The 19,803-nt window shown below is 41.5% G+C and carries 19 protein-coding genes; all 19 read right to left on the bottom strand.

Annotated features, from left to right (window positions below):
• Window positions 1-4: 4 nt before the first annotated feature.
• Complete coding sequence (locus N1I86_RS02460; protein WP_003354498.1) at window positions 5-781, bottom strand: YlmH family RNA-binding protein; 777 nt, start codon at window positions 779-781, stop codon at window positions 5-7.
• 152 nt (window positions 782-933) lie between these two features.
• A complete protein-coding gene (locus N1I86_RS02465) occupies window positions 934-1,197 on the bottom strand; it encodes a YggT family protein (protein WP_003354496.1) in 264 nt (87 codons plus the stop codon).
• A 5-nt stretch (window positions 1,198-1,202) separates the two neighbouring features.
• Window positions 1,203-1,634 carry a cell division protein SepF gene (locus tag N1I86_RS02470; protein ID WP_003354495.1) on the bottom strand — a complete coding sequence of 144 codons (432 nt, stop codon included), beginning with the start codon at window positions 1,632-1,634 and terminating at the stop codon, window positions 1,203-1,205.
• A gap of 15 nt (window positions 1,635-1,649) precedes the next feature.
• Window positions 1,650-2,321 carry a YggS family pyridoxal phosphate-dependent enzyme gene (locus N1I86_RS02475; RefSeq protein ID WP_003354494.1) on the bottom strand — a complete coding sequence of 224 codons (672 nt, stop codon included), beginning with the start codon at window positions 2,319-2,321 and terminating at the stop codon, window positions 1,650-1,652.
• Window positions 2,305-3,144, bottom strand: a complete 840-nt coding sequence (gene pgeF / locus N1I86_RS02480) for a peptidoglycan editing factor PgeF (RefSeq protein ID WP_341094787.1) — start codon at window positions 3,142-3,144, stop codon at window positions 2,305-2,307. The genes N1I86_RS02475 and pgeF overlap by 17 nt, the downstream gene beginning before the upstream one ends.
• A 65-nt stretch (window positions 3,145-3,209) precedes the next feature.
• Window positions 3,210-3,485 carry a YlmC/YmxH family sporulation protein gene (locus N1I86_RS02485; RefSeq protein WP_003354492.1) on the bottom strand — a complete coding sequence of 92 codons (276 nt, stop codon included), beginning with the start codon at window positions 3,483-3,485 and terminating at the stop codon, window positions 3,210-3,212.
• Between the two features lie 96 nt (window positions 3,486-3,581).
• Window positions 3,582-4,358 (bottom strand): RNA polymerase sporulation sigma factor SigG, encoded by a 777-nt coding sequence (gene sigG / locus N1I86_RS02490; protein WP_003354491.1) that lies wholly within the window; start codon window positions 4,356-4,358, stop codon window positions 3,582-3,584.
• Between the two features lie 215 nt (window positions 4,359-4,573).
• Window positions 4,574-5,293 carry an RNA polymerase sporulation sigma factor SigE gene (gene sigE / locus N1I86_RS02495; protein WP_003354490.1) on the bottom strand — a complete coding sequence of 240 codons (720 nt, stop codon included), beginning with the start codon at window positions 5,291-5,293 and terminating at the stop codon, window positions 4,574-4,576.
• A gap of 52 nt (window positions 5,294-5,345) precedes the next feature.
• Window positions 5,346-6,269 (bottom strand): sigma-E processing peptidase SpoIIGA, encoded by a 924-nt coding sequence (gene spoIIGA, locus N1I86_RS02500; RefSeq protein ID WP_341094790.1) that lies wholly within the window; start codon window positions 6,267-6,269, stop codon window positions 5,346-5,348.
• Between the two features lie 454 nt (window positions 6,270-6,723).
• Window positions 6,724-7,875: a cell division protein FtsZ gene (gene ftsZ, locus N1I86_RS02505; protein WP_003354488.1), complete on the bottom strand. Its 1,152-nt coding sequence runs from the start codon at window positions 7,873-7,875 to the stop codon at window positions 6,724-6,726.
• Between the two features lie 39 nt (window positions 7,876-7,914).
• Window positions 7,915-9,216, bottom strand: a complete 1,302-nt coding sequence (gene ftsA / locus N1I86_RS02510; protein WP_341094792.1) for a cell division protein FtsA — start codon at window positions 9,214-9,216, stop codon at window positions 7,915-7,917.
• A 506-nt stretch (window positions 9,217-9,722) separates the two neighbouring features.
• Entirely contained in the window at window positions 9,723-10,490 is a 768-nt protein-coding gene (locus tag N1I86_RS02515) for a cell division protein FtsQ/DivIB (protein WP_040341492.1), read from the bottom strand.
• Between the two features lie 145 nt (window positions 10,491-10,635).
• On the bottom strand, window positions 10,636-11,742 hold the full coding sequence (gene murG / locus N1I86_RS02520; RefSeq protein WP_003354484.1) for an undecaprenyldiphospho-muramoylpentapeptide beta-N-acetylglucosaminyltransferase: 1,107 nt from the start codon (window positions 11,740-11,742) through the stop codon (window positions 10,636-10,638).
• A gap of 290 nt (window positions 11,743-12,032) precedes the next feature.
• A complete protein-coding gene (spoVE, locus tag N1I86_RS02525; protein ID WP_003354483.1) occupies window positions 12,033-13,133 on the bottom strand; it encodes a stage V sporulation protein E in 1,101 nt (366 codons plus the stop codon).
• 102 nt (window positions 13,134-13,235) lie between these two features.
• Window positions 13,236-14,588 carry a UDP-N-acetylmuramoyl-L-alanine--D-glutamate ligase gene (murD, locus tag N1I86_RS02530; protein ID WP_341094795.1) on the bottom strand — a complete coding sequence of 451 codons (1,353 nt, stop codon included), beginning with the start codon at window positions 14,586-14,588 and terminating at the stop codon, window positions 13,236-13,238.
• Complete coding sequence (gene mraY, locus N1I86_RS02535) at window positions 14,589-15,563, bottom strand: phospho-N-acetylmuramoyl-pentapeptide-transferase (RefSeq protein WP_341094798.1); 975 nt, start codon at window positions 15,561-15,563, stop codon at window positions 14,589-14,591. It abuts the gene before it with no gap.
• A 2-nt stretch (window positions 15,564-15,565) separates the two neighbouring features.
• The gene (locus tag N1I86_RS02540; RefSeq protein ID WP_341094800.1) at window positions 15,566-16,012 is read right to left on the bottom strand and encodes a hypothetical protein; all 447 of its coding nucleotides are present in this window, start codon (window positions 16,010-16,012) and stop codon (window positions 15,566-15,568) included.
• A gap of 4 nt (window positions 16,013-16,016) precedes the next feature.
• Window positions 16,017-17,477: a UDP-N-acetylmuramoyl-L-alanyl-D-glutamate--2,6-diaminopimelate ligase gene (locus tag N1I86_RS02545; protein ID WP_003354479.1), complete on the bottom strand. Its 1,461-nt coding sequence runs from the start codon at window positions 17,475-17,477 to the stop codon at window positions 16,017-16,019.
• Window positions 17,478-17,775: 298 nt separating this feature from the next.
• Window positions 17,776-19,689: a stage V sporulation protein D gene (locus N1I86_RS02550; RefSeq protein ID WP_003354478.1), complete on the bottom strand. Its 1,914-nt coding sequence runs from the start codon at window positions 19,687-19,689 to the stop codon at window positions 17,776-17,778.
• Window positions 19,690-19,803 lie beyond the last annotated feature (114 nt).

Here is a 19,803-nt window from a genome sequence, read left to right on the forward strand (position 1 = left end):
CAAATTATTTCAAAAGACCTAATGTAATTCGCCACTTCTCTTTTTTTGTTTTATCATCAATCGACAGCAGCTTGCACCTTCCTTTTCCACGCACGGAGAGAACATCCCCTTCTTCGCATAGAAAAGCAGGGTTGTCCACCACTTTCCAATTCACTTTGACTAAGCCGCTTTTGATCATCGTCTGCACTTTTTGGCGGGACAGTTTGGCATAAGCGGAAATCATAACATCTAAACGCAACGATGAGACGGTTGTTTGAACCGGTTGCCAGCTTTCTTCTGATTCAATCGCTTCTTCTAGTTTTTTTTCTTCCAATTGGACGGACGCTTTTCCCACTTGACGAAAATTTAATTTCACAAAATCAGCCATTTCCGCAGCAACTAAAAACTGAAAACGCCCTTCTTTAGCTAGAATATCGCCGAATTTTTCGCGTCGAAGTCCAAGACCCATTAAACTTCCTAATACGTCGCGATGATTTAAAACAACAAATTTTTGCGGGTAGAGAATTTCAAAAAGCGCTACTTGAAAGTCTTCTTGCTGTACAGAAAAGTAAGGCGGATAAAGGAGCGCCCTCTTTCGTTCCGCCTGTACCGTTCCTCCGAAAAACGACACGTTAACCTCGGTGTTTTTCCCCAGCAATGAAGACAAAATTTGCTGTTCCCGAGGATCTAAAAAATCCATCAATTTTGGTGCATATTTTTCTTCGACCTGTCGAATCGACTCGAGGACATCGTCAATAAATTCCTTTTCCTCCGGTCGAAAGTGCTGATAAATCGATGACATCGTTTACTCCTTTTCACTAACGAAATCGAAATAAATATTTAAATAACCTTTCTCTTCCGCACGATTGTTTGTCGGTCATGATTAGCATGATCTCAGAATTTTCCTTTCGCAACGATCACAAAAAACGTTGCGAAACGGAATTTTCAACTCTGCTATAACACCCAGTAGGCAAGCTGATGCAATCCCCGAGTAGCCAGGTTTAAAACAATGAACGCCACAATAGGGGAAAAATCTATCATCCCGATCGGAGGCACGATGCGTCTGAACGGTTCTAAATAAGGTTCACATATTTTAGCAAGAAACTGTCCGAAACCAGATTCTCTAGCTCCAGGCAACCAAGACATCAAAATGTAGATAATTAACGCCCATGAATAGATTTCAATGAGCCAAGACAAAGCATTAAAAACGAATACCATTCTTCTTATAACCACCTTGAATTATCCATATTTTCTTCTGACAATATTTCAGAAATAGAACCGGAAACCTCCACATTGTCAGGAGCGCAAAGAAAAATTTTCGGTCCTAAATGCTGAATGTCTCCACCAATAGCATAAACAGTTCCGCTCAAAAAATCCACAATCCTTTTGGCCTGGTCATGCTGGATTCTTTGCAAATTGACAATCACCGCTTTATGACTTTTTAAATGGTCTGCAATTTCTTGAGCTTCAGCAAAAGCACGCGGCTCTATTAAAATCACTTTAGATGATTTTTGCACACTTTGCAAACTGACAACATTTCGTTTTGGAGCTTCTTTTAACAGTTGTTTCGGCTCTTCCTGTACTTCGTTCTCCTCAACCGCTTCATAATCATCGTCCAAAAGGAAAAACGTTTTAATTTTTGACTTGATTCCCAACCTTCCAACCCTCCTTTATTCACCTACAAGAGCTGTTCCGATCCTGATAAAAGTTGCACCTTCTTCAATCGCGATGGGAAAATCATTGCTCATGCCCATAGATAGTTCCGTGCAAGGCGCATAAGGCAAATCGAGATTTTGAATTTCCAACTGCAATTGTTTCAATCGTCTGAAACAGTCCCTTATGATGAGCTCATCGGTTGTAAACGGGGCCATCGTCATGAGACCGACCACCTTAATCTTTGGAAATTCTTCCAATCGCTTGACAAAATCTTCAACCGCTTCAGGAGCTAATCCATGTTTCGTTTCCTCTCCTGACGTATTCACTTGGACGAAACAAGAGATTGGTTCATTCGCCCTCTTATCGATCTCTTTAGCGAGCGACAGTCTGTCCAAAGAGTGTATGTAGGAAACTTTATCTATAATGTTTTTTACTTTTCGGCTTTGCAGTGTGCCGATAAAATGCCACACAGGCTGATCTTTTAATGCTTCCCACTTGGAAAGAAGACTATCGTCTCGATTCTCGCCGAGATGAATGATCCCTGCATCCAGAGCTTCTTTTGCCCTCTCAACGGATACATATTTCGTAACGGCCACAATTTGAATTTCTGCCGGACTGCGACCTGAACGTTCACATGCTTCTTCAATCTGTTTTTGTATGTTTGCCAGCTTATCGGCTACTCTCAAGATGCGAAACCTCCTTATTCCATCCGATAAAACCAAGCATTCTCCCCGTCTTTCCATTATCGCGACGATGAGAATAAAAATCGTGATGACAGCTTGTACATAATGAAGTGACAAGGATGTTTTCTTTTGGCAATCCCGCATTTTCTAAAATAGTGCGGTTTAACGCTTTTAAATCCAATTGATAACACCCTTTTTCTGTTTCAACATATGGAATGTCGTCGTTAGGAGAAAGAACGGCATCGACTTGTTGAATGACACGATCATCCACTTGATAACAATTTTGGCAGATAGAAGGTCCAATGGCCGCAAAAAGCTCAATCGGATCGATTCCATCACTCAGCCATTTTGCCGCCATTTCCCCGGCAATTTTTTGGACGGTTCCTTTCCATCCGGAATGAACAATGCCGATTCTTTGCTGTTTAGGGGCAAGAAAATAGATAGGGACACAGTCAGCATAACACATCGTAAGCAAAACGCCTTTTTCCTCTGTGTAAAAACCGTCAGTGTCCTTTATGCTATCTTCATAACGAAGTGCGCCTTTTCCTCGATCATTTTGCGTGATGCGGCGAATATTTTTTCCGTGAGTCTGTTCTGCGCTTACCCATTGCTGAAGAGGAAACCCGATCTTTTTTGCTAATATACGGCGGTTTTCGCACACATCGTCGCTGTTGTCATTGACATGAAACGCCAAGTTCATGCTGCGAAACGGTTCGCTGCTTTTTCCTCCATTTCGCGTCGTAAATCCGGCTACGAGGCCGGAATTTTTCTTCATCCAGGAGTCAAGAATATAGAGGTCATTCATTAAACGAAAAGGTTCTGTCATAACGACAACTCCCGTTTTTTCTTTAGTTTAACATGATTGCCAACAAACGTCACTGTTAAAGTACTTTATTCTTTTGGTTCTTCTAATTTCGACTGAGTATAATAAGATCCGCGTGTTCGGACAAGAATCACATCTTCGCCGATTTTTACTATTTGGCTCCAAGGTATGACCGTTTCTTCTTCTTTTCCAAAAAAGCCAAGGACTTTTCCGCCGTTATTCATCACAATCGCATCAATTTTTCCAGTATCGAGATTAATTTCAATATCCGTTATATTTCCAAGCTTTTTTCCGTCAGAAACATTGACAACGTCCTTCACTTGAAAATCAGAGACTCTTGCCATTATCTCTCCCCATTTCTTTTCCGTCTTATTGTTACAATATATGCTCTTTCTCCGCACAAAAGACCCCGCAAGCTATTCGCTTGCGAGGTCCGTTTCTTATTGAATATTTTTATTCATTTGTCGGATGGCCGCTTTTTCCAATCTTGAAACTTGCGCTTGCGAAATGCCTATCTCTTCGGCCACCTCCATTTGAGTTTTCCCTTGGAAAAAGCGTTTCCTTATGATCATTTTTTCTCGTTCATTCAATCTCTTCATTCCTTCTTTAAGCGCGATCCCTTCAATCCACTGGCTGTCTAAATTTTTCTCGTCGCTCAACTGATCCATGACATAAATGGGATCTCCCCCGTCATTATAAATGGGTTCAAAAAGAGAAACGGGATCTTGAATGGCATCTAATGCGAACACAATTTCTTCATGGGGGACATCCAATTCCTTGCTGATTTCTTCGGCTGTTGGTTCCTTCGAGGTTTCACTGATCAGCCGTTCCCGTACTTGCAACGCTTTATAGGCGATATCTCGAAGGGAACGCGAAACACGGATCGGGTTATTGTCCCGCAAATAACGGCGAATTTCCCCAATAATCATCGGGACTGCATAAGTGGAAAATTTAACATTTTGACTTAAATCAAAATTATCGATCGATTTCATTAATCCGATGCAGCCCACTTGAAATAAGTCATCCACGTATTCACCGCGATTATTAAACCGCTGGATCACACTTAAAACAAGCCGAAGATTTCCATTAACGAGCTTTTCTCTTGCAGAAATGTCGCCTGCTTGCATTTGCTTAAAAAGCTCACGCATCTCCTCATTTTTCAATACAGGGAGTTTAGAAGTATTCACACCACAGATTTCAACTTTGTTGCGAGCCATTGATTCCCCTCCTTGCAGGAGCTGCTATTTCAAAGATCAGTATCTCCTTGGAAGGGAATTTTATGCACGCCTGAATCCATCTTCAAAACCTGTCGCCACCGCTTATCTGTAAAGCGATTGGCTCACATTTTTCGTTAGATCGCTTTTAAAATTTATTATTTCCATCTATTTTTTATTTTCCGACAAATGATCGGATGTCAATCGATCTTAACTGTTTAAACCATTTTATTAAACTCTTTTCGGAGTCTTTGAATAATTCGTTTTTCCAGTCGAGAAATGTATGATTGGGAAATTCCAAGCATATCTGCGACATCTTTTTGCGTTTTTTCTTCCTCCCCGTTCAGACCGAATCTCAGCTCCATAATTTGCTTCTCTCTGTCCGACAATTGATGCAATGCTTTAAACAACAATTTTTTGTCCACAGTCGATTCTAAGTCTTTCGTGATAATATCATCCTCAGTTCCAAGCACATCCGATAAAAGCAATTCGTTTCCATCCCAATCGACATTAAGCGGCTCATCGAAGGAAACTTCAGAGCGGATCTTATTGTTTCTTCTTAAATGCATTAAAATTTCATTTTCAATACAGCGAGAGGCATATGTAGCTAATTTGATTTTTTTCTCAGGATTAAACGTGTTAACGGCTTTGATGAGACCAATTGTACCGATACTAATCAGATCTTCTATGTTAATGCCCGTATTCTCGAATTTTCGGGCGATGTAGACTACCAGCCTTAAGTTGCGTTCAATTAAAATGGATCGAGCGGCTTTATCCCCTTTTGGCAGCTTCTCGAGCAGCACTTTTTCCTCTTCTTTAGACAGCGGCGGAGGAAGGGCCTCGCTCCCCCCGATGTAATAAATTTCATCGGTTTTTAATCCTAAAGCAATCAATAATTTATACCACAAATACGTCCATCGCACTCTCCATTTTCTCATTTTTTGTCATCCCCCTTCTATTTTCGATCCATACGAGTTTAGTAATAATACGTTAAGATGCACTTTCTTTCGGGGCAGTTGCCGCTAATTTCGGGTGAACAATACAAGCAAAAGCTTGATCTGCCGACAATTGTTGAACGGTAAAATGAATCAATGCTTTGCTGACAATTCCTCTTGGTTGGTTTTGAATTTCCACCCCATCTGATTTAAAAGCCAGCAAAAGCTGACGAGTTTTTCCGACGCTTTGAGCTGGAATGAAATGGACCCGGTCCGCCCACTTTTGGTTTAATTCTAATTCCCCATTTAAAAACTTATCTGGTTCTTCGGCTATTTCCAATATTTCTCTAGGAAGAGTATTTTCCAGACCTTTGGTGGAAACAATCATAACGGGCGTTTTTGTCAAAGGATCGAAAAGGTGATTACCACTGTCGACAAGCCCTTTCAATTCCAATTGGCAGCCGGCAAAATGAATCTTCACATCAACAAGTTGATCATATTGAATTTTGACTGTTTCAAAATCTTCCAATCTTCGTTTAGAGAAATACCAAGCAACCGGAATCGTCAACATGACAAACACCCAGCTGATAGGATCGCCAAATCCTTTTAGATTAGCTAGAAGCGTGGCGGAGTGAAGATTGGAATCAAATGAAATAAAATAATGAATGCCTATTAAGATTCCCCCCAGCAGAAAAGTTGCAAAATACAATGTCAGTAAATTGGACAGAAAAAAGCGAAACCTTTTATAGCCGAACACCGCCAATACCATCCATATGGAGAACAGAACTTTCACAGCTGGATTTCCCGCGATCGGCGCAAACTTGGTTGCCAATAGAAGAACAAGGCAAGATCCGATTATCCCTCCGAGAAGAATACGAAAAAAGGACACTTGCCTTTTTAAAAAAAGCGCCGTCATCCATAACAACAAACTGTCCACCAGCAAGTTTAATAGCCATATCACATCGAGATAGACTACCAATGTTTTCCCCCTTTTTCTTCCCTTTTGTTATCGAAGTATATCCTACTGCACATCCAAAGTGTGTCATAATTTGGATTCGATAATAGGTTTTTTTTTAATGATATATTCGAAAATTGTCACCTTTATTCCTAAAACTGTTCTATGATCTTCTTTTGACAATCATTTCCGTAGAATGATGAGTTTAAAAGGAGTCGAAATAAAGGAGGATGCTATAAAACCGCCTATGATTTGTCACAATAGCCGGCAAGATTCGAAATTTAAATGAATCTTATATTCATGGATCGCACATTCCATCCCATTGCAGCATGTGGCTAACTTTCATTCTCCAAGAGCGGCTAAAAATACGATCTCTATCGTTTGATTACGCAGCACAAAAAATGACTGCCTCCAAAAACCGTAGATTACGGAATGGAGACAGTCATTTTCTTCATTTATGTTCATATCGTTTTTTCACTTATCTGCGGCGATTGCGATTGCGTAAAAATGTTGGAATATCAAGCGTATCTTCCAGCGGTTGAACATTGGAACGAGAAGGTGTTTCAAAGTGAGAGGCTTCTTCTTTTTTTCCTTCACGCTTGATATGACTGGAAGGAGCAGCACTCGCTTTGGCTTGTCCCAATCCGGTACGAATCGGTTTACCGTTTTGCGATGTATCTTCCTTAAATCCAGTCGCAATGACAGTGACGACAATTTCGTCTTTTAAATTCTCATTGATGACAGATCCAAAAATCATATTGACTTCTTGATCTGATGCAGAAGCTACAATGTCTGCTGCTTCTTGTACTTCATAAAGGCTTAAGTTTGTTCCGCCCGTAATATTCATGAGAACACCTTGTGCGCCATCAATGGACGTTTCAAGAAGCGGACTGGAAATAGCCTTTTTCGCAGCTTCTGCTGCCCGATTTTCACCGGAAGCCACTCCGATTCCCATCAAAGCTGATCCTTTATTAGACATGATCGTTTTGACGTCAGCAAAATCGAGGTTAATCAATCCTGGAACGGCAATCAAGTCAGAAATGCCTTGAACTCCTTGACGCAATACATTATCGGCTTCCCTGAAGGCTTCGAGCATCGGGGTGCTCTTATCAACAATTTCCAGAAGGCGGTCATTCGGAATCACAATTAACGTGTCCACCGCTTCTTTCATTGCCGCAATTCCCCCGGCTGCTTGGTTTGCCCGTTTTTTTCCTTCAAATGTAAATGGGCGCGTTACGACTCCAACAGTCAAAGCTCCTAAGTCTTTTGAAATTTGAGCGATGACCGGAGCGGCCCCGGTTCCTGTACCGCCGCCCATACCGGCCGTTACGAATACCATATCCGCTCCTTTGAGCGCTTCTTCAATCTGTTCTTTGCTTTCTTCAGCTGCTTTTTTTCCTACTTCCGGGTTGGCACCGGCTCCCAATCCTCGGGTCAGCTTGGCCCCAATTTGCATTTTGATTTCCGCTTTTGATAAATTCAACGCTTGTGCATCTGTGTTGACGGCAATAAATTCTACGCCTTGTACTCCATGTTCAATCATACGGTTGACCGCATTGTTTCCTCCGCCGCCAACACCAATTACTTTTATCGACGCAAATGAATCTACACTCATATCAAACTCCAACATGACAAATCCTCCTAATTCGTCGTTATTCCCTCAAGATGACTACTCATCAAAAAAGTAACCAAAAATTCTTTTCATTTTAGCAGTAAATTTTTCTTCTTTATGTTTGTCAGACTTCACTTTTTCTTTCGAAGGTTGCGGTTCTATTTCTTTTTGAATTCTCGCGTCCGGCACCATGACCGGTTCCGGATTCGCACTTATCGTTCTTCCTTGCATTCTTGCAGTCTTGTAAGCGTACTGTATCAATCCAATTGATGTGATAAACTGTGGATTTCGAACACCAATATAATCAGGAACTGCAATGCGTACTCGATTTTCAAAAATGCTTTGAGCCAATTCCATCACACCTGGCATATTGGCAACTCCGCCAGTAAGAACAATGCCGCCCGGCAAATCATGGACACCCATCCGTTTCATTTCTTGCCGTGCCAATTCAAAAATCTCTTCCAATCTAGCTTCAATAATATCAGAAATTTCTAATTGATTGAATTGCTGATGTTGGTCGCTTCCTATGATTGGCACACTGAAAACTTCGTCCTCCGAGGCAAGATCATAAAACGCATGGCCGAATTTTATTTTTATTTTTTCGGCATCTTCCGTATTGGTTCGAAGTCCGACGGATAAATCTTTCGTAATATGATCGCCGCCCACAGGAAAAACCGTAGTGGCTTTTATATGTCCTTGTTCAAATACCGTTAAGGTGGTTGAACCTCCGCCAATATCAATCAACGCAGTGCCTAATATTTGTTCGTCCCGTGATAACGCCACCGTTCCGGCTGCCAACGGCTGCAGGACGATTTCCAGAATCTCCAGTCCAGCTCTTTCTACACAACGTAATGTATTATGTAATAAAGTTTTGGATCCGGTTATTAAGATTCCTTCCATTTCCAAGCGGACCCCTATCATTCCCCTTGGATCGTTGATTTCATCCAATCCGTCCACGATAAATTGTTTAGGCAAAACATTGATTATTTCCCGATCCTGCGGAATCGGCATCACTTGGCAAGCGTCTATCACTCTAGCAACATCTTCATCTGTAATTTCACGATTCTCGCTAGATACAGCGACTACTCCGCTGCACGGCTGCAACTGCACTTGATTGGCCGGAATGCCAACGATCACTTGCTTGATCTGCATTCCAACCATTCTTTCAGCTTGTTCGACTGCTTTTTTTATAGAATGAACGGTTTCATCTATATCAATAATGGATCCTTTCTTAATTCCTTTCGATTTTACATTTCCGACACCGATGATATTTAATGAATCATTGACCATTTCGCCGATAATGACTTTAACTGTGGATGTACCGATGTCAAGACTGACATAAATCTCATTGCTGTTCATTCTCTGGCACCTCCTTTATCTTACATCCAGCTTAATCCGATTGTGAACAACAATTGACCAATTCTTGTAAATACCTTGTTAAGTTATTCGTCATTTTTTACTTATTTCCCTTTAAAAAATATGAATTTTTTTCATCGCTCAAAGCTTTGCATCTTCATGAAAATTTTTTAAAAAAGTTTCTTGCGATACAATGGCAAAAGTATGCTAAATACAAGTCTACACTAAGATTCAAAGGGAGAAAAGCGAAATTTAGCTAAAGGATTTTCTACTACGTCGTTTTTCTTTTTTCTTTCACTCCCGCCCATCCTTAAACTTTATGTCAGTTATCCACCCAGAACGCAATAGGACAGTAAAAAATAGTTTTTGCCATACGTTTCCATTCATTGATCGCTTTTCCCGAATTTCAACGGTACATAAATATTGTATTTTTTACGGAAACCATAGCAAAAAAAAAATTTCTTTCATGAACAAAAATAGTTCTTATGGCCTAACGACCTTTCTTTCCTTTATCTATTGTTTTGTTTCTTTTCTCCTTTATAGGATTGAAAAAAAGTACCTACTTCTAAATCGATAACTCCTTTTACTTTCGGATCCAATTGACTAACAATGGAAGGATAATACACCATTTTTTTCGAAAACGTCTCAAGTGTTGCTCTTACTTCATAACCATCATTCATATAAAGCGTTATATGATAGCGATCCGTTTTTTTCGGTGTGTAGTGTATTTCTGAAATGGAATTGACGATTTCAACCGGCAATTCGTTTAACGATTTCACCATTTCTTTTAAAACATCATCTTTTTTAAAATCAAATAGAATGGGTAATTGTTTTGGAATCTTTACAGTTTTTTCTTTTATCACACGTCCGTTTTCCAGAACTGGTTCATATGTGTCGCCATTCGCTAGATAGCCGATTTGCTTCATTTCCTTGATTTTAATATGGACACGGTTCGGGAACCGGACGGATATGTCTGGTGATTTAATTTCGGGTATTTTTTTTAGCCGTTTTTCGACATCGTCCTTGTTCAATTTCCAAATGCTCATTCCATTTTCAATATTGCTCCATTTGATAATATCTTTCGTTTTCAGCACATGGTTTCCAGAAACAATCACTTCTTTTACATGGCTGATAGGCGACAAAAAATAGACCACTGACAATACTAATAAGAAAAAAAGAAAAAGAAGTAAAATCAGCCGGCGATTCGCCTTCCTTTTGCGATATTCTGTTAATCTAGGAATCCGATCCTCCAACGAGACGATTTTCCCATTTTCCACTCCATTCCCTCCCTGATGTTGCTGAACAGATACTAGGAGCATGTTCCCTCTGCTCACCTTGTCCAAGGCCAGGAAACACACGGCGCATAGTACAGTTGATTCATCCTATTTTCTTGTACGGACGCGCAGCTAGGATTAATCGGCCTTATTGGGGATCCGATGAGTTCGCCAGTTCAACCATTACTTGGTATAATCGATCAGATGCATCTGGAATTCCCAATTTGGAAGAAGCTTGCTTCATTTTTTTCAGTCGATTCTCGTTTGTTAAAACGGCATCCAGCTCCTTGACCAGCCGCTCCGATGACAATTCTTTTTCTAAAAGCAATACTGCCGCTCCTTTATCGGCTAAAGTCCGAGCATTTTTTTCTTGATGGTTGTTCGTCACATAAGGGCTCGGAATTAAGATGCTCGGTACTCCAAGCGCCGTTAGTTCTGCTAAAGTAGTTGCTCCGGCACGAGAAACAACCAAATCTACTTCTTTTAATATCTCCGGCATATTATGGACAAACGGAGCAATAGCGACATTGGACGGCTTTCCCGCTAAAGAGACTTCCTTTTTGACATTCTCAAAATGGATTTCTCCTGTTATATACAAAATTTGATACGGTTTGTTTCCTAACACAGGCAGCGATTTGACGACTGCTTCATTTAAAGGTCTTGCTCCCCTGCTTCCGCCAAAAATAAGCACAGTAGGAACATTTTCTTTTAATCCAAATGCACGCAAAGCCCCATTTTTCTCCGCAGAAACCACTTCGGAAGCCCGGGGATTTCCAGTTAAAATGACTTTTTCCCGTGGAAAAAATTCCTCGGCTGCCTCAAAACAAACCGCTATTTTATCAACATATTTGCTTAAAAATTTATTGGTTAAACCAGGAACGCTGTTTTGTTCGTGTATGATGGTAGGAATATGTAATTTCGACGCGGCGTATACGACCGGTCCGCACACATAGCCGCCGGTACCAATGACAATATCCGGCTTATACTTTTTCAGCCACTTCTTGCATTCTCTTACACCCTTTAGAAAACGAGCCACCGTTTTCACGTTTTCAAAAGAAAGAGAACGTTTAAAACCCGTAATATGAATAGAGCGAAACTCAATTCCTTCTCTCGGAACAAGCTTTGATTCTAATCCCTTCTCTGTTCCGATATACAAAAAAGAAGTTTCGGCATGTTTTTCTTTTATGGTCCTGATGAGAGCCAAAGCCGGGTAAATATGCCCTCCAGTACCGCCGCCACTGACGACGATTTTCATATTCTTTTCACCTCAAATTCTTCTTTCACTGTTATGTACATATTCATGATAGTCAATCCACATCCTGTTTCTTTTTCGGAAAACACGTTCACAAAGGTCGACTACATTATCATACTATATTTTAGCGAATGAATGTCCATGCGCAAATACAATTTAATAGAAATTGCAACATTGTAACATATCTTGTAAGCATTTTGTTAAATAACAAGGATTCTCGTCTCCTGAATGATGAAAGATGCCCAAAAAATACGAAAAAACTGGAAACCTTAAAAGATAAGGTCTCCAGTTTTTTAATATCGGGAATAACGACTTACATTTAAAAGAATCCCAATGGCTGCTAATACAAGCGTCAAGGAAGAACCGCCATAACTCAAGAAAGGAAGGGTGATGCCGGTGACCGGCATCAATCCGGTCACCACGCCCACATTGATCATGACTTGGATGGCCACCATGGAAATAATGCCCACTGCCAAAAAACTTCCATACAAATCTGGAGCCCCCAATGCAACGCGTATGCCCCTCCATAATAAAAGCGTAAATAAAAGGAGCACAATGCTGCCGCCGATAAACCCCAATTCTTCCGCTAAGATGGCAAAAATAAAATCGTTTTGCGGCTCCGGCAAATAGAAAAATTTTTGCCGGCTTTCTCCCAAGCCCAGCCCAAATAATCCTCCTGGTCCAATAGCATACATCGATTGTATGATCTGAAAACCGGTTCCCAGTGGATCAGACCACGGATCCAGATAAGAGGTAATGCGGTTCATCCGATAAGGTGCCGAAAGAATAAGACCCGCAAAACCAATCAGCCCGACAAAAGCAAAGCCAGCGAAATGTTTGATTTGAGCACCGGAGATAAAGATCATCACAATGCATGTGCCCACCATGACAGTTCCTGTTCCAAGATCCGGCTGGAGCATAATGAGTCCAAAGGCCAAAAACACTAATGACAATGTAGGTACTAGCCCTTTTTTAAAAGAGGTAATGTACTTTTGCCGTTCTGATAAATATTTTGCCAAAAAAACGATCATGGCCAGTTTCATAAACTCAGATGGCTGGATGGAAAACGCACCGACCCCGATCCAGCTTCGAGATCCATTTCTGACTGTTCCCACTCCCGGCACTAGCACAAGAATGAGCAATGCAAAACAAACAAGCAGAATGACTTTTGACCATGAACGCCATATCCAATACTCCACGTTCATGAGAAAGAACATCGCCATGACGCCAGCTCCGGCAAAAAGCAGCTGCCTTTTTGCAAAATAAAATGAATCACCAAACTTATATTCCGCCCAAACAGCGCTGGCGCTGTAAACCATGATGAGCCCAATGGCCAAAAGACTAAGTGTCAGTACAATTAAAACAAAGTCCGGGGAAGACTTTTTGTAAGACAAAGCCAACACCTCGATAGACATAGATTTGAGCTAATCAGCACGAAATTAGCCGATCGTAGGTGTTGATTCTTTGTTGGGCCCGTGCATCCACTAGACAAGCTCTTACTTCAGTCTATGCACAGCCCCAATAAAAATATCACCGCGTTGTTCGAAAGTTTTATACTGATCCCAGCTAGCGCATGCCGGCGATAACAGAATAATGTCCCCTTTCTCTGATAACTGATATGCTTTTGGCACTGCATCGCTCACATTCTCCGCATGAACAATCGTTTTAATGCCCGCTTTGCGCGCCGTTTCGGAAATTTTTTCTGCTGTTTGTCCAAATGTGATGACAGCTTTCACATTTTTTAAATAAGGAATAAGATCGTCAAAACCGTTTCCGCGGTCCAGACCGCCTGCAAGGAGAATAATCGGGCTTTGAAAGGCGCTTAAAGCGGCTTTAGTCGCCAACGTATTCGTTGCCTTCGAATCGTTGTAAAATTTTCGGCCATTCACTTCACCGACATATTGAGTGCGATGTTTTACTCCAGCAAAAACTTTTAACACGTTTCGAATCGCTTCATTTCCCCCGCCGGCCAATTTAACGGCTGCAACTGCCGCCAGTATATTTTCTAAATTATGGGATCCCGGGAGAGCAATTTCCTCTGTATCGATCAATTTTTCACCACGGAAATAGACGCTGCCGTCTTGGATATAAGCTCCGTCCTCAATCACCCGTTTTGTGGAAAATAGAACTTTTTTCGCTTTGGAAAATTTCGTCAGTTCAATTAGTTCTTCTTGATCGCCATTGATAATCAGATAATCGTCTTCTGTTTGATTTCTCGTAATATTCGCTTTCGCTTTTGCATATTCTTCTTTTGTTCCATGGTAATCAAGATGAGCCTCATACAAATTCGTAATAATGGAAATATGAGGCCTGAACGTCTCAATCCCCATCAGCTGAAAAGAAGACAATTCCATGACCACTATATGTTCTTCCGTCGCCTTTTGGGCAACTTCAGAGGCTACTTTTCCAATATTTCCGGCGATAAGCGGCCGCTTCCCATCCTTTTCTAACATCTCGAAAATTAACGTCGTTGTCGTTGTCTTGCCGTTCGTGCCGGTAATGCCGATAATAGGAGCTTCCGAAATTAAATAAGCCAATTCTACTTCCGTCAAAACCGGAATTCCACGTTCTAAAGCTCCCCGAACAAGAGGGTTCGAATAAGGAATGCCGGGATTTTTGACGATATACTCATATCCCTCATCCAACAATTCGATGGGATGAGAACCCGTGATCACCTTTATGCCCTGTTCCAGTAAATCTTGGGCTTGAGGATTTTCCTGCAAAGGTTTTTTATCGTTTACTGTGACAAATGCGCCAAGCTTATGTAGAAGCGAAGCCGCGCTTGCTCCGCTTTTAGCGAGGCCCAATACTAATACTTTTTTATGCTGAAATTTAGTGATCGTTTTCAATTAGTCCCACACTCCGATATAGATTCCTATTCCTGCACAAATAAGAGCGGCCGTCCAAAAAGTCACGACGACACGCCATTCTGACCAACCGCCGAGCTCAAAATGATGATGCAGCGGACTCATCCGGAAAATACGCTTGCCGGTCGTTTTAAAAGAAATCACTTGCAATATAACAGACAGAGTCTCTGCGACAAACACCGCACCGATGACCAGAAGGACGAGCTCAAGCTTCGTCAGCAAAGAAATGGTGGCAATCGAACCTCCAAGCGCCAACGAACCGGTATCTCCCATAAACACTTTGGCCGGGTGGGCATTAAAGACGAGAAATCCTAGCACAGCTCCCACCACTGCCATCGCAAACACAGCTGTCTCATATTGCGATTGATTCCAAGCTAACACTCCGAACGCCCCGAATGCAATCGCGCTCGTTCCCGAAACAAGCCCATCAAGGCCGTCTGTCAAATTGACGGCATTGGAAAAACCAACAAGCCAAAAAATAACAAACAATACATACAACCAGTCCAAATCGACCGATATATCCGTAAATGGAATGGACAGCTCCGTTGAATAATGATGCTGCTTATAGAAAAAATAAAAAATAACGGAAATAATGATTTGACCCAACAATTTTTGCTTGGACGTCAACCCTAAATTCCGCTTCATCACCACTTTAATAAAATCATCTAAAAATCCAAGCAGACCAAATCCAACTGTCACAAAAAGCAATAGATAGGTTTCCACATTCGGTTTCGAAAACTTTCCGGTCATCACTAGAGTCGTAATGATGATAGACAGTAAAATAACGATTCCGCCCATTGTTGGTGTGCCTGATTTTTTCTGGTGAGATTTTGGCCCTTCTTTGCGAATGCTTTGCCCAAATTTTAATCTTCTCAAAAAGGGGATAAAAATGGGCGAAAGAAGCACAGTGATTAAAAACCCCATCAAGATCGTATAGAAAATCACTTGTTCCATCATCGTTATCCCCTCCTCTTCCCATATTGATTAATAGATGAAAACAGTTGTTCCATTTCCCTTTCATCATCTAGGTGGAATGGTAAATATTGATTGAATGATGGATCGTTTTGGTAAAAAATAAAAGTTGTCATTTCTTTCCACTCTTCTTGTTCTATTTTTTTCTTGTAATTCTCAGCAATCGTGTTAAAGGCATCAAATAAATCTTGTGTTTGAAAAACAGGAAAATCGTTAGGCACCGATCTCGGCAAAGGGCTGTCCGTGTTCCACAATGCCGCAATCGCTCCTTGTTTTATCGCCGCTAAAAAATTTGGATGTTCTTCAACAGGCAAATAAAGCCCTTTTGGCATCGATAACGAGGAAGTGATCGAAACCGTTTCAATTCGAACTTCCTCCATTTTTGCTCCTGCGACTTGCTTGAACCATCCGGCTATTTCTTTCATGAATAGCATGGACTTATCTCTCCTTCAAAGCTTCAATGGCTACTTCCCGATCATCAAAATGGAGCACTTGATCGCCAATAATTTGGTACGTTTCATGGCCTTTTCCCGCAATGACAACGACATCGCCAGCGGATGCTTTTTTAATCGCTTTGAAAATGGCCTCACGGCGATCCGGAATGATTTCGTATTTCTCTCCTTCAACCCCTTTTTCCATGTCCTTCAAAATAGCTAAAGGATTTTCACTACGGGGGTTATCCGAAGTAAAAATCGGATCTGTCGCATATTGACAAGCTACTTTCGCCATTAAAGGCCTCTTCGTTCGGTCCCTGTCTCCGCCACAGCCTACGACGACGAAAATCCGTTTGTCTGTCAACTGTCGCACCGTTTTCAGTACATTTTCAAGTCCGTCTGGAGTATGAGCATAATCCACGATAACGGAAAAATCTTGACCTTCATGAATCAATTGAAAACGGCCGTCCACTCCTTCGATGTCTCCTACCGCTGAAACGATCGTATCGAAGTCCACTTTCGCAACATATGCGGCAGCAATGCTCGCTAAAACATTATACACATTAAATTTTCCGGCAAGTTTCGTTTTTATCTGACACTCACCGTCCGGATACACTAAATCAAACGTTGTTCCCGAAGGATGGAGTTCAATATTTTTGGCTTGAAATAAAGCCTCCCGTTCGATCCCGTAAGTGACTATATGGGCAGCTGTTTCGCGGATAAAGTACTCGGAAGCCGGGTCGTCGATGTTCAGCACGGCAAATTTTTGCTTTTCTCTGTCAAAGGTATTTCCCAGCTGGGCAAATAACAGCCCTTTGGCTCTCCGATACTCATCCATCGTTTTGTGATAATCCAAATGATCTTGAGTTAAATTCGTAAAAACGGCAATATCATAATCACAGCCATGTACACGTCCCTCGACAAGGGCATGCGAGGAAACTTCCATTGCCGCCGCCGTGACTTGTTCTTTCTGCATTTGATGAAATACTTTTTGCAACGTTAAGCTATCGGGGGTCGTATTTTTGGTTTCCAGCGTTTTATCCCCTATTTTTATGTACATGGTGCCGATCAAACCAGCCTTTTCGCCCGCTTTCTGAAAAATTTCGTACAGCAAATGACTGGTCGTCGTTTTACCGTTCGTTCCCGTGATTCCGATTAATTTTAACGATTTTGTCGGCGATTGATAAAATGCATCGGCCAATACGGCCATCGCTCTTTTTGTATCTTTTACATATACGACAGGGACATCAACGTCAACAGGCTCCTCTGCCACGATCGCTGCCGCCTGTCGTTCCGCTGCTGCCTTCGCAAACTGATGACCATTTACCGTATACCCCTTAATACAAATAAAAAGGGAACCCTTTTTCACTTGGCGATGATCGTTTTCAATCGAAGTGATGTCTGGGTTTTCCTCGGAAGTAAGCTGATAAAAAGGCAATGATTTTATCAAACTTTGCAGTTTCATTATGTCCAATCCTTTCTAACAGTCGCATCCATCCTATGTATTTGGCTGTATGGCTGTTTTGCTCATTCAATCTTTACCATGATGGATACTTGGCCATGACAGCCACTCTTTTCTCATTTTAACGAAATTCCTGCGAGAATGCGAACCAATATCGAAGAAAATTGACTTTAAAACGGAGAGACAGAGTGAAAAAAATGTCGAGCTGTGGCAGTCACTTAATCATATTAACACAGAATGATAGGTTCTGCTTAACTTTTTGAAGAAGAAAGATGGGTAGGCGGCATATTGCCGCCTGCAGCTAATTCATAAAAATGCGGACAGTAGCCCCCTCTTCTACTTTCGTTCCCGGTTTTGGAGATTGATTGACCACTTTATTTCCATTTCCGCTTACATCGAATTGTAATGGATATCGTTGTTCCAATAATTCTTTTTTTGTCATTCCTTCCAAATTAGGAATCTTGATTTCTTTCGGGTCGTTCCATTGTCGTTTTTTCTCGATTTGATTTTTTCTTGGTTTGACATTCATCGCTTGCAAACTGTCATCCATGATTTTGCCTACAATCGGGGCCGCGACGATTCCTCCGAATTGAATCGTGCCTTTAGGATTGTCGACTGCCACATAGACGACGATTTGAGGGTCATCCGCAGGTGCAAACCCGATAAAAGAAACGATATGGTTATTTTCTAAATAACGCCCGTTTTGTGCTTTCTGAGCCGTTCCGGTTTTTCCGCCCACCCGGTAAGAATCAACATAGGCGTTTTTTCCCGACCCTTTCGCAACGACACTTTCCAATGCATAGCGAACTTTTTTAGATGTCTCTTCCGAAATCACTCTTCTCTTTTTAACGGGAGTTTTTCTCATCAGAACCTCATGAGTGTTTGGATCAATTAATTCTTTTGCTACATACGGCTGGTACAAAATTCCGCCATTGACAGCAGCGGAAACAGCTGCTACCTGCTGAATGGGAGTAACGGAAACACCTTGACCGAAAGCGGTAGTAGCCAATTCAACTGGTCCTACTTTATTCATAGGGAATAATAACCCTTTTCCTTCTCCTTGCAAGTCGATCCCGGTTTTTTCGCCAAAGCCGAAATCATGAATATACTTGAACAATTTTTCTTTTCCCAAACGTTCTCCCAATTCGACAAAACCGGGGTTGCAGGAGTTTTGAACCACTTCCAAAAATGTTTCCGTCCCGTGTCCTCCCCGCTTCCAGCAATGTAGTGTGGCACCCGACACCTCAATATAACCGGGATCATGAAATTTTTCATGCTCCAAATCTACCTTTTTTTCTTGAAGCGCCGCAGCAAGAGTGATAATTTTGAATGTCGAACCAGGTTCATATGTGCTCCAAATCGGCAAATTTCGGTTGTAAATTTCCGGAGGGACCTCTTTATAGTTTGCAGGGTTAAAAGTAGGCCTAGAAGACATCGCCAAAATTTCTCCTGTATTGGGATTCATCGCAATAGCTATGATTCCGTCCGGATTATACTTGGCTTCTGCATTGTCCAATTCCCTTTCAATAATCGTTTGCACTTTTGTATCAATGGTCAGCACTAAATCTTCCCCGTCCATTGGAGATTGGTAGTCGTCGGACATATTGGGCATTTTTTTGCCCTTAGCATCAGAATAATATTTCATCGAGCCTTTCTGTCCTCTCAACTCTTTATCATATGTCAATTCCAGCCCGGCTAACCCTTGATTATCGATTCCCGTAAACCCTAGCACATGCGACAAATAGCTTCCAAATGGGTAATAGCGCTTTGAATCCTCAGCAATAAAAACTCCTTTGATTCCTAACGCTCGAATTTCGTTTGCTTTTTCATAAGAAATTTTTCTGCCTTCGGGTAAGCGTTCAATAGAAGTTTTTTTCGTCAAATGCTTATACAATTTTTCTTCATTCGCATTCAGAACAGCCGCCAACTTTTCGGCAGCTTCTGCAGGATTTTCAATTTGCCGCGGCATGACATAGATGGTCGGAGCACTCTTGTTTGTGGCTAGTGCAACGCCATTTCGGTCGAGAATTTTTCCGCGCTCAGGCTCAAATGGTATATTTCGGCTCCATGAGTCTTTCGCTTTATCCGTGAGCATGTCTCCCATGGCAAATTGAACATAGCCAAGTCTAGCATCAATAATAGCGAAGATAACCATCCCTGCAAGCAGCAAAAAGGTCAGACGTTTTCGAACTGTAACTTGAGATACACGCTTCAAGAAATCCCCTCCTATCCAGGCTCGTTCCCAATATATGCTTGTTTTTTTTTTAATAGAACGGACAAACCTGAAAGAGAAATCTACTTGCTAACGATGAAACAAAGCAAATAGGAG

Source organism: Bacillus sp. FSL W8-0116 (genome assembly GCF_038003825.1).
Classification (GTDB): Bacteria; Bacillota; Bacilli; order Bacillales; family DSM-4216; genus Bacillus_O; species Bacillus_O smithii.

What these genes read in the sequence shown, in the direction of transcription:
- N1I86_RS02460 (WP_003354498.1), bottom strand. Translation starts at nt 781, where the DNA reads ATGTCATCGATTTATCAGCACTTTCGACCGGAGGAAAAGGAATTTATT.
- N1I86_RS02465 (WP_003354496.1), bottom strand. Translation starts at nt 1,197, where the DNA reads ATGGTATTCGTTTTTAATGCTTTGTCTTGGCTCATTGAAATCTATTCA.
- pgeF (WP_341094787.1), bottom strand. Translation starts at nt 3,144, where the DNA reads ATGACAGAACCTTTTCGTTTAATGAATGACCTCTATATTCTTGACTCC.
- N1I86_RS02485 (WP_003354492.1), bottom strand. Translation starts at nt 3,485, where the DNA reads ATGGCAAGAGTCTCTGATTTTCAAGTGAAGGACGTTGTCAATGTTTCT.
- sigG (WP_003354491.1), bottom strand. Translation starts at nt 4,358, where the DNA reads ATGGCTCGCAACAAAGTTGAAATCTGTGGTGTGAATACTTCTAAACTC.
- sigE (WP_003354490.1), bottom strand. Translation starts at nt 5,293, where the DNA reads ATGAGAAAATGGAGAGTGCGATGGACGTATTTGTGGTATAAATTATTG.
- ftsZ (WP_003354488.1), bottom strand. Translation starts at nt 7,875, where the DNA reads ATGTTGGAGTTTGATATGAGTGTAGATTCATTTGCGTCGATAAAAGTA.
- ftsA (WP_341094792.1), bottom strand. Translation starts at nt 9,216, where the DNA reads ATGAACAGCAATGAGATTTATGTCAGTCTTGACATCGGTACATCCACA.
- murG (WP_003354484.1), bottom strand. Translation starts at nt 11,742, where the DNA reads ATGAAAATCGTCGTCAGTGGCGGCGGTACTGGAGGGCATATTTACCCG.
- mraY (WP_341094798.1), bottom strand. Translation starts at nt 15,563, where the DNA reads ATGATGGAACAAGTGATTTTCTATACGATCTTGATGGGGTTTTTAATC.
- N1I86_RS02540 (WP_341094800.1), bottom strand. Translation starts at nt 16,012, where the DNA reads ATGCTATTCATGAAAGAAATAGCCGGATGGTTCAAGCAAGTCGCAGGA.
- N1I86_RS02545 (WP_003354479.1), bottom strand. Translation starts at nt 17,477, where the DNA reads ATGAAACTGCAAAGTTTGATAAAATCATTGCCTTTTTATCAGCTTACT.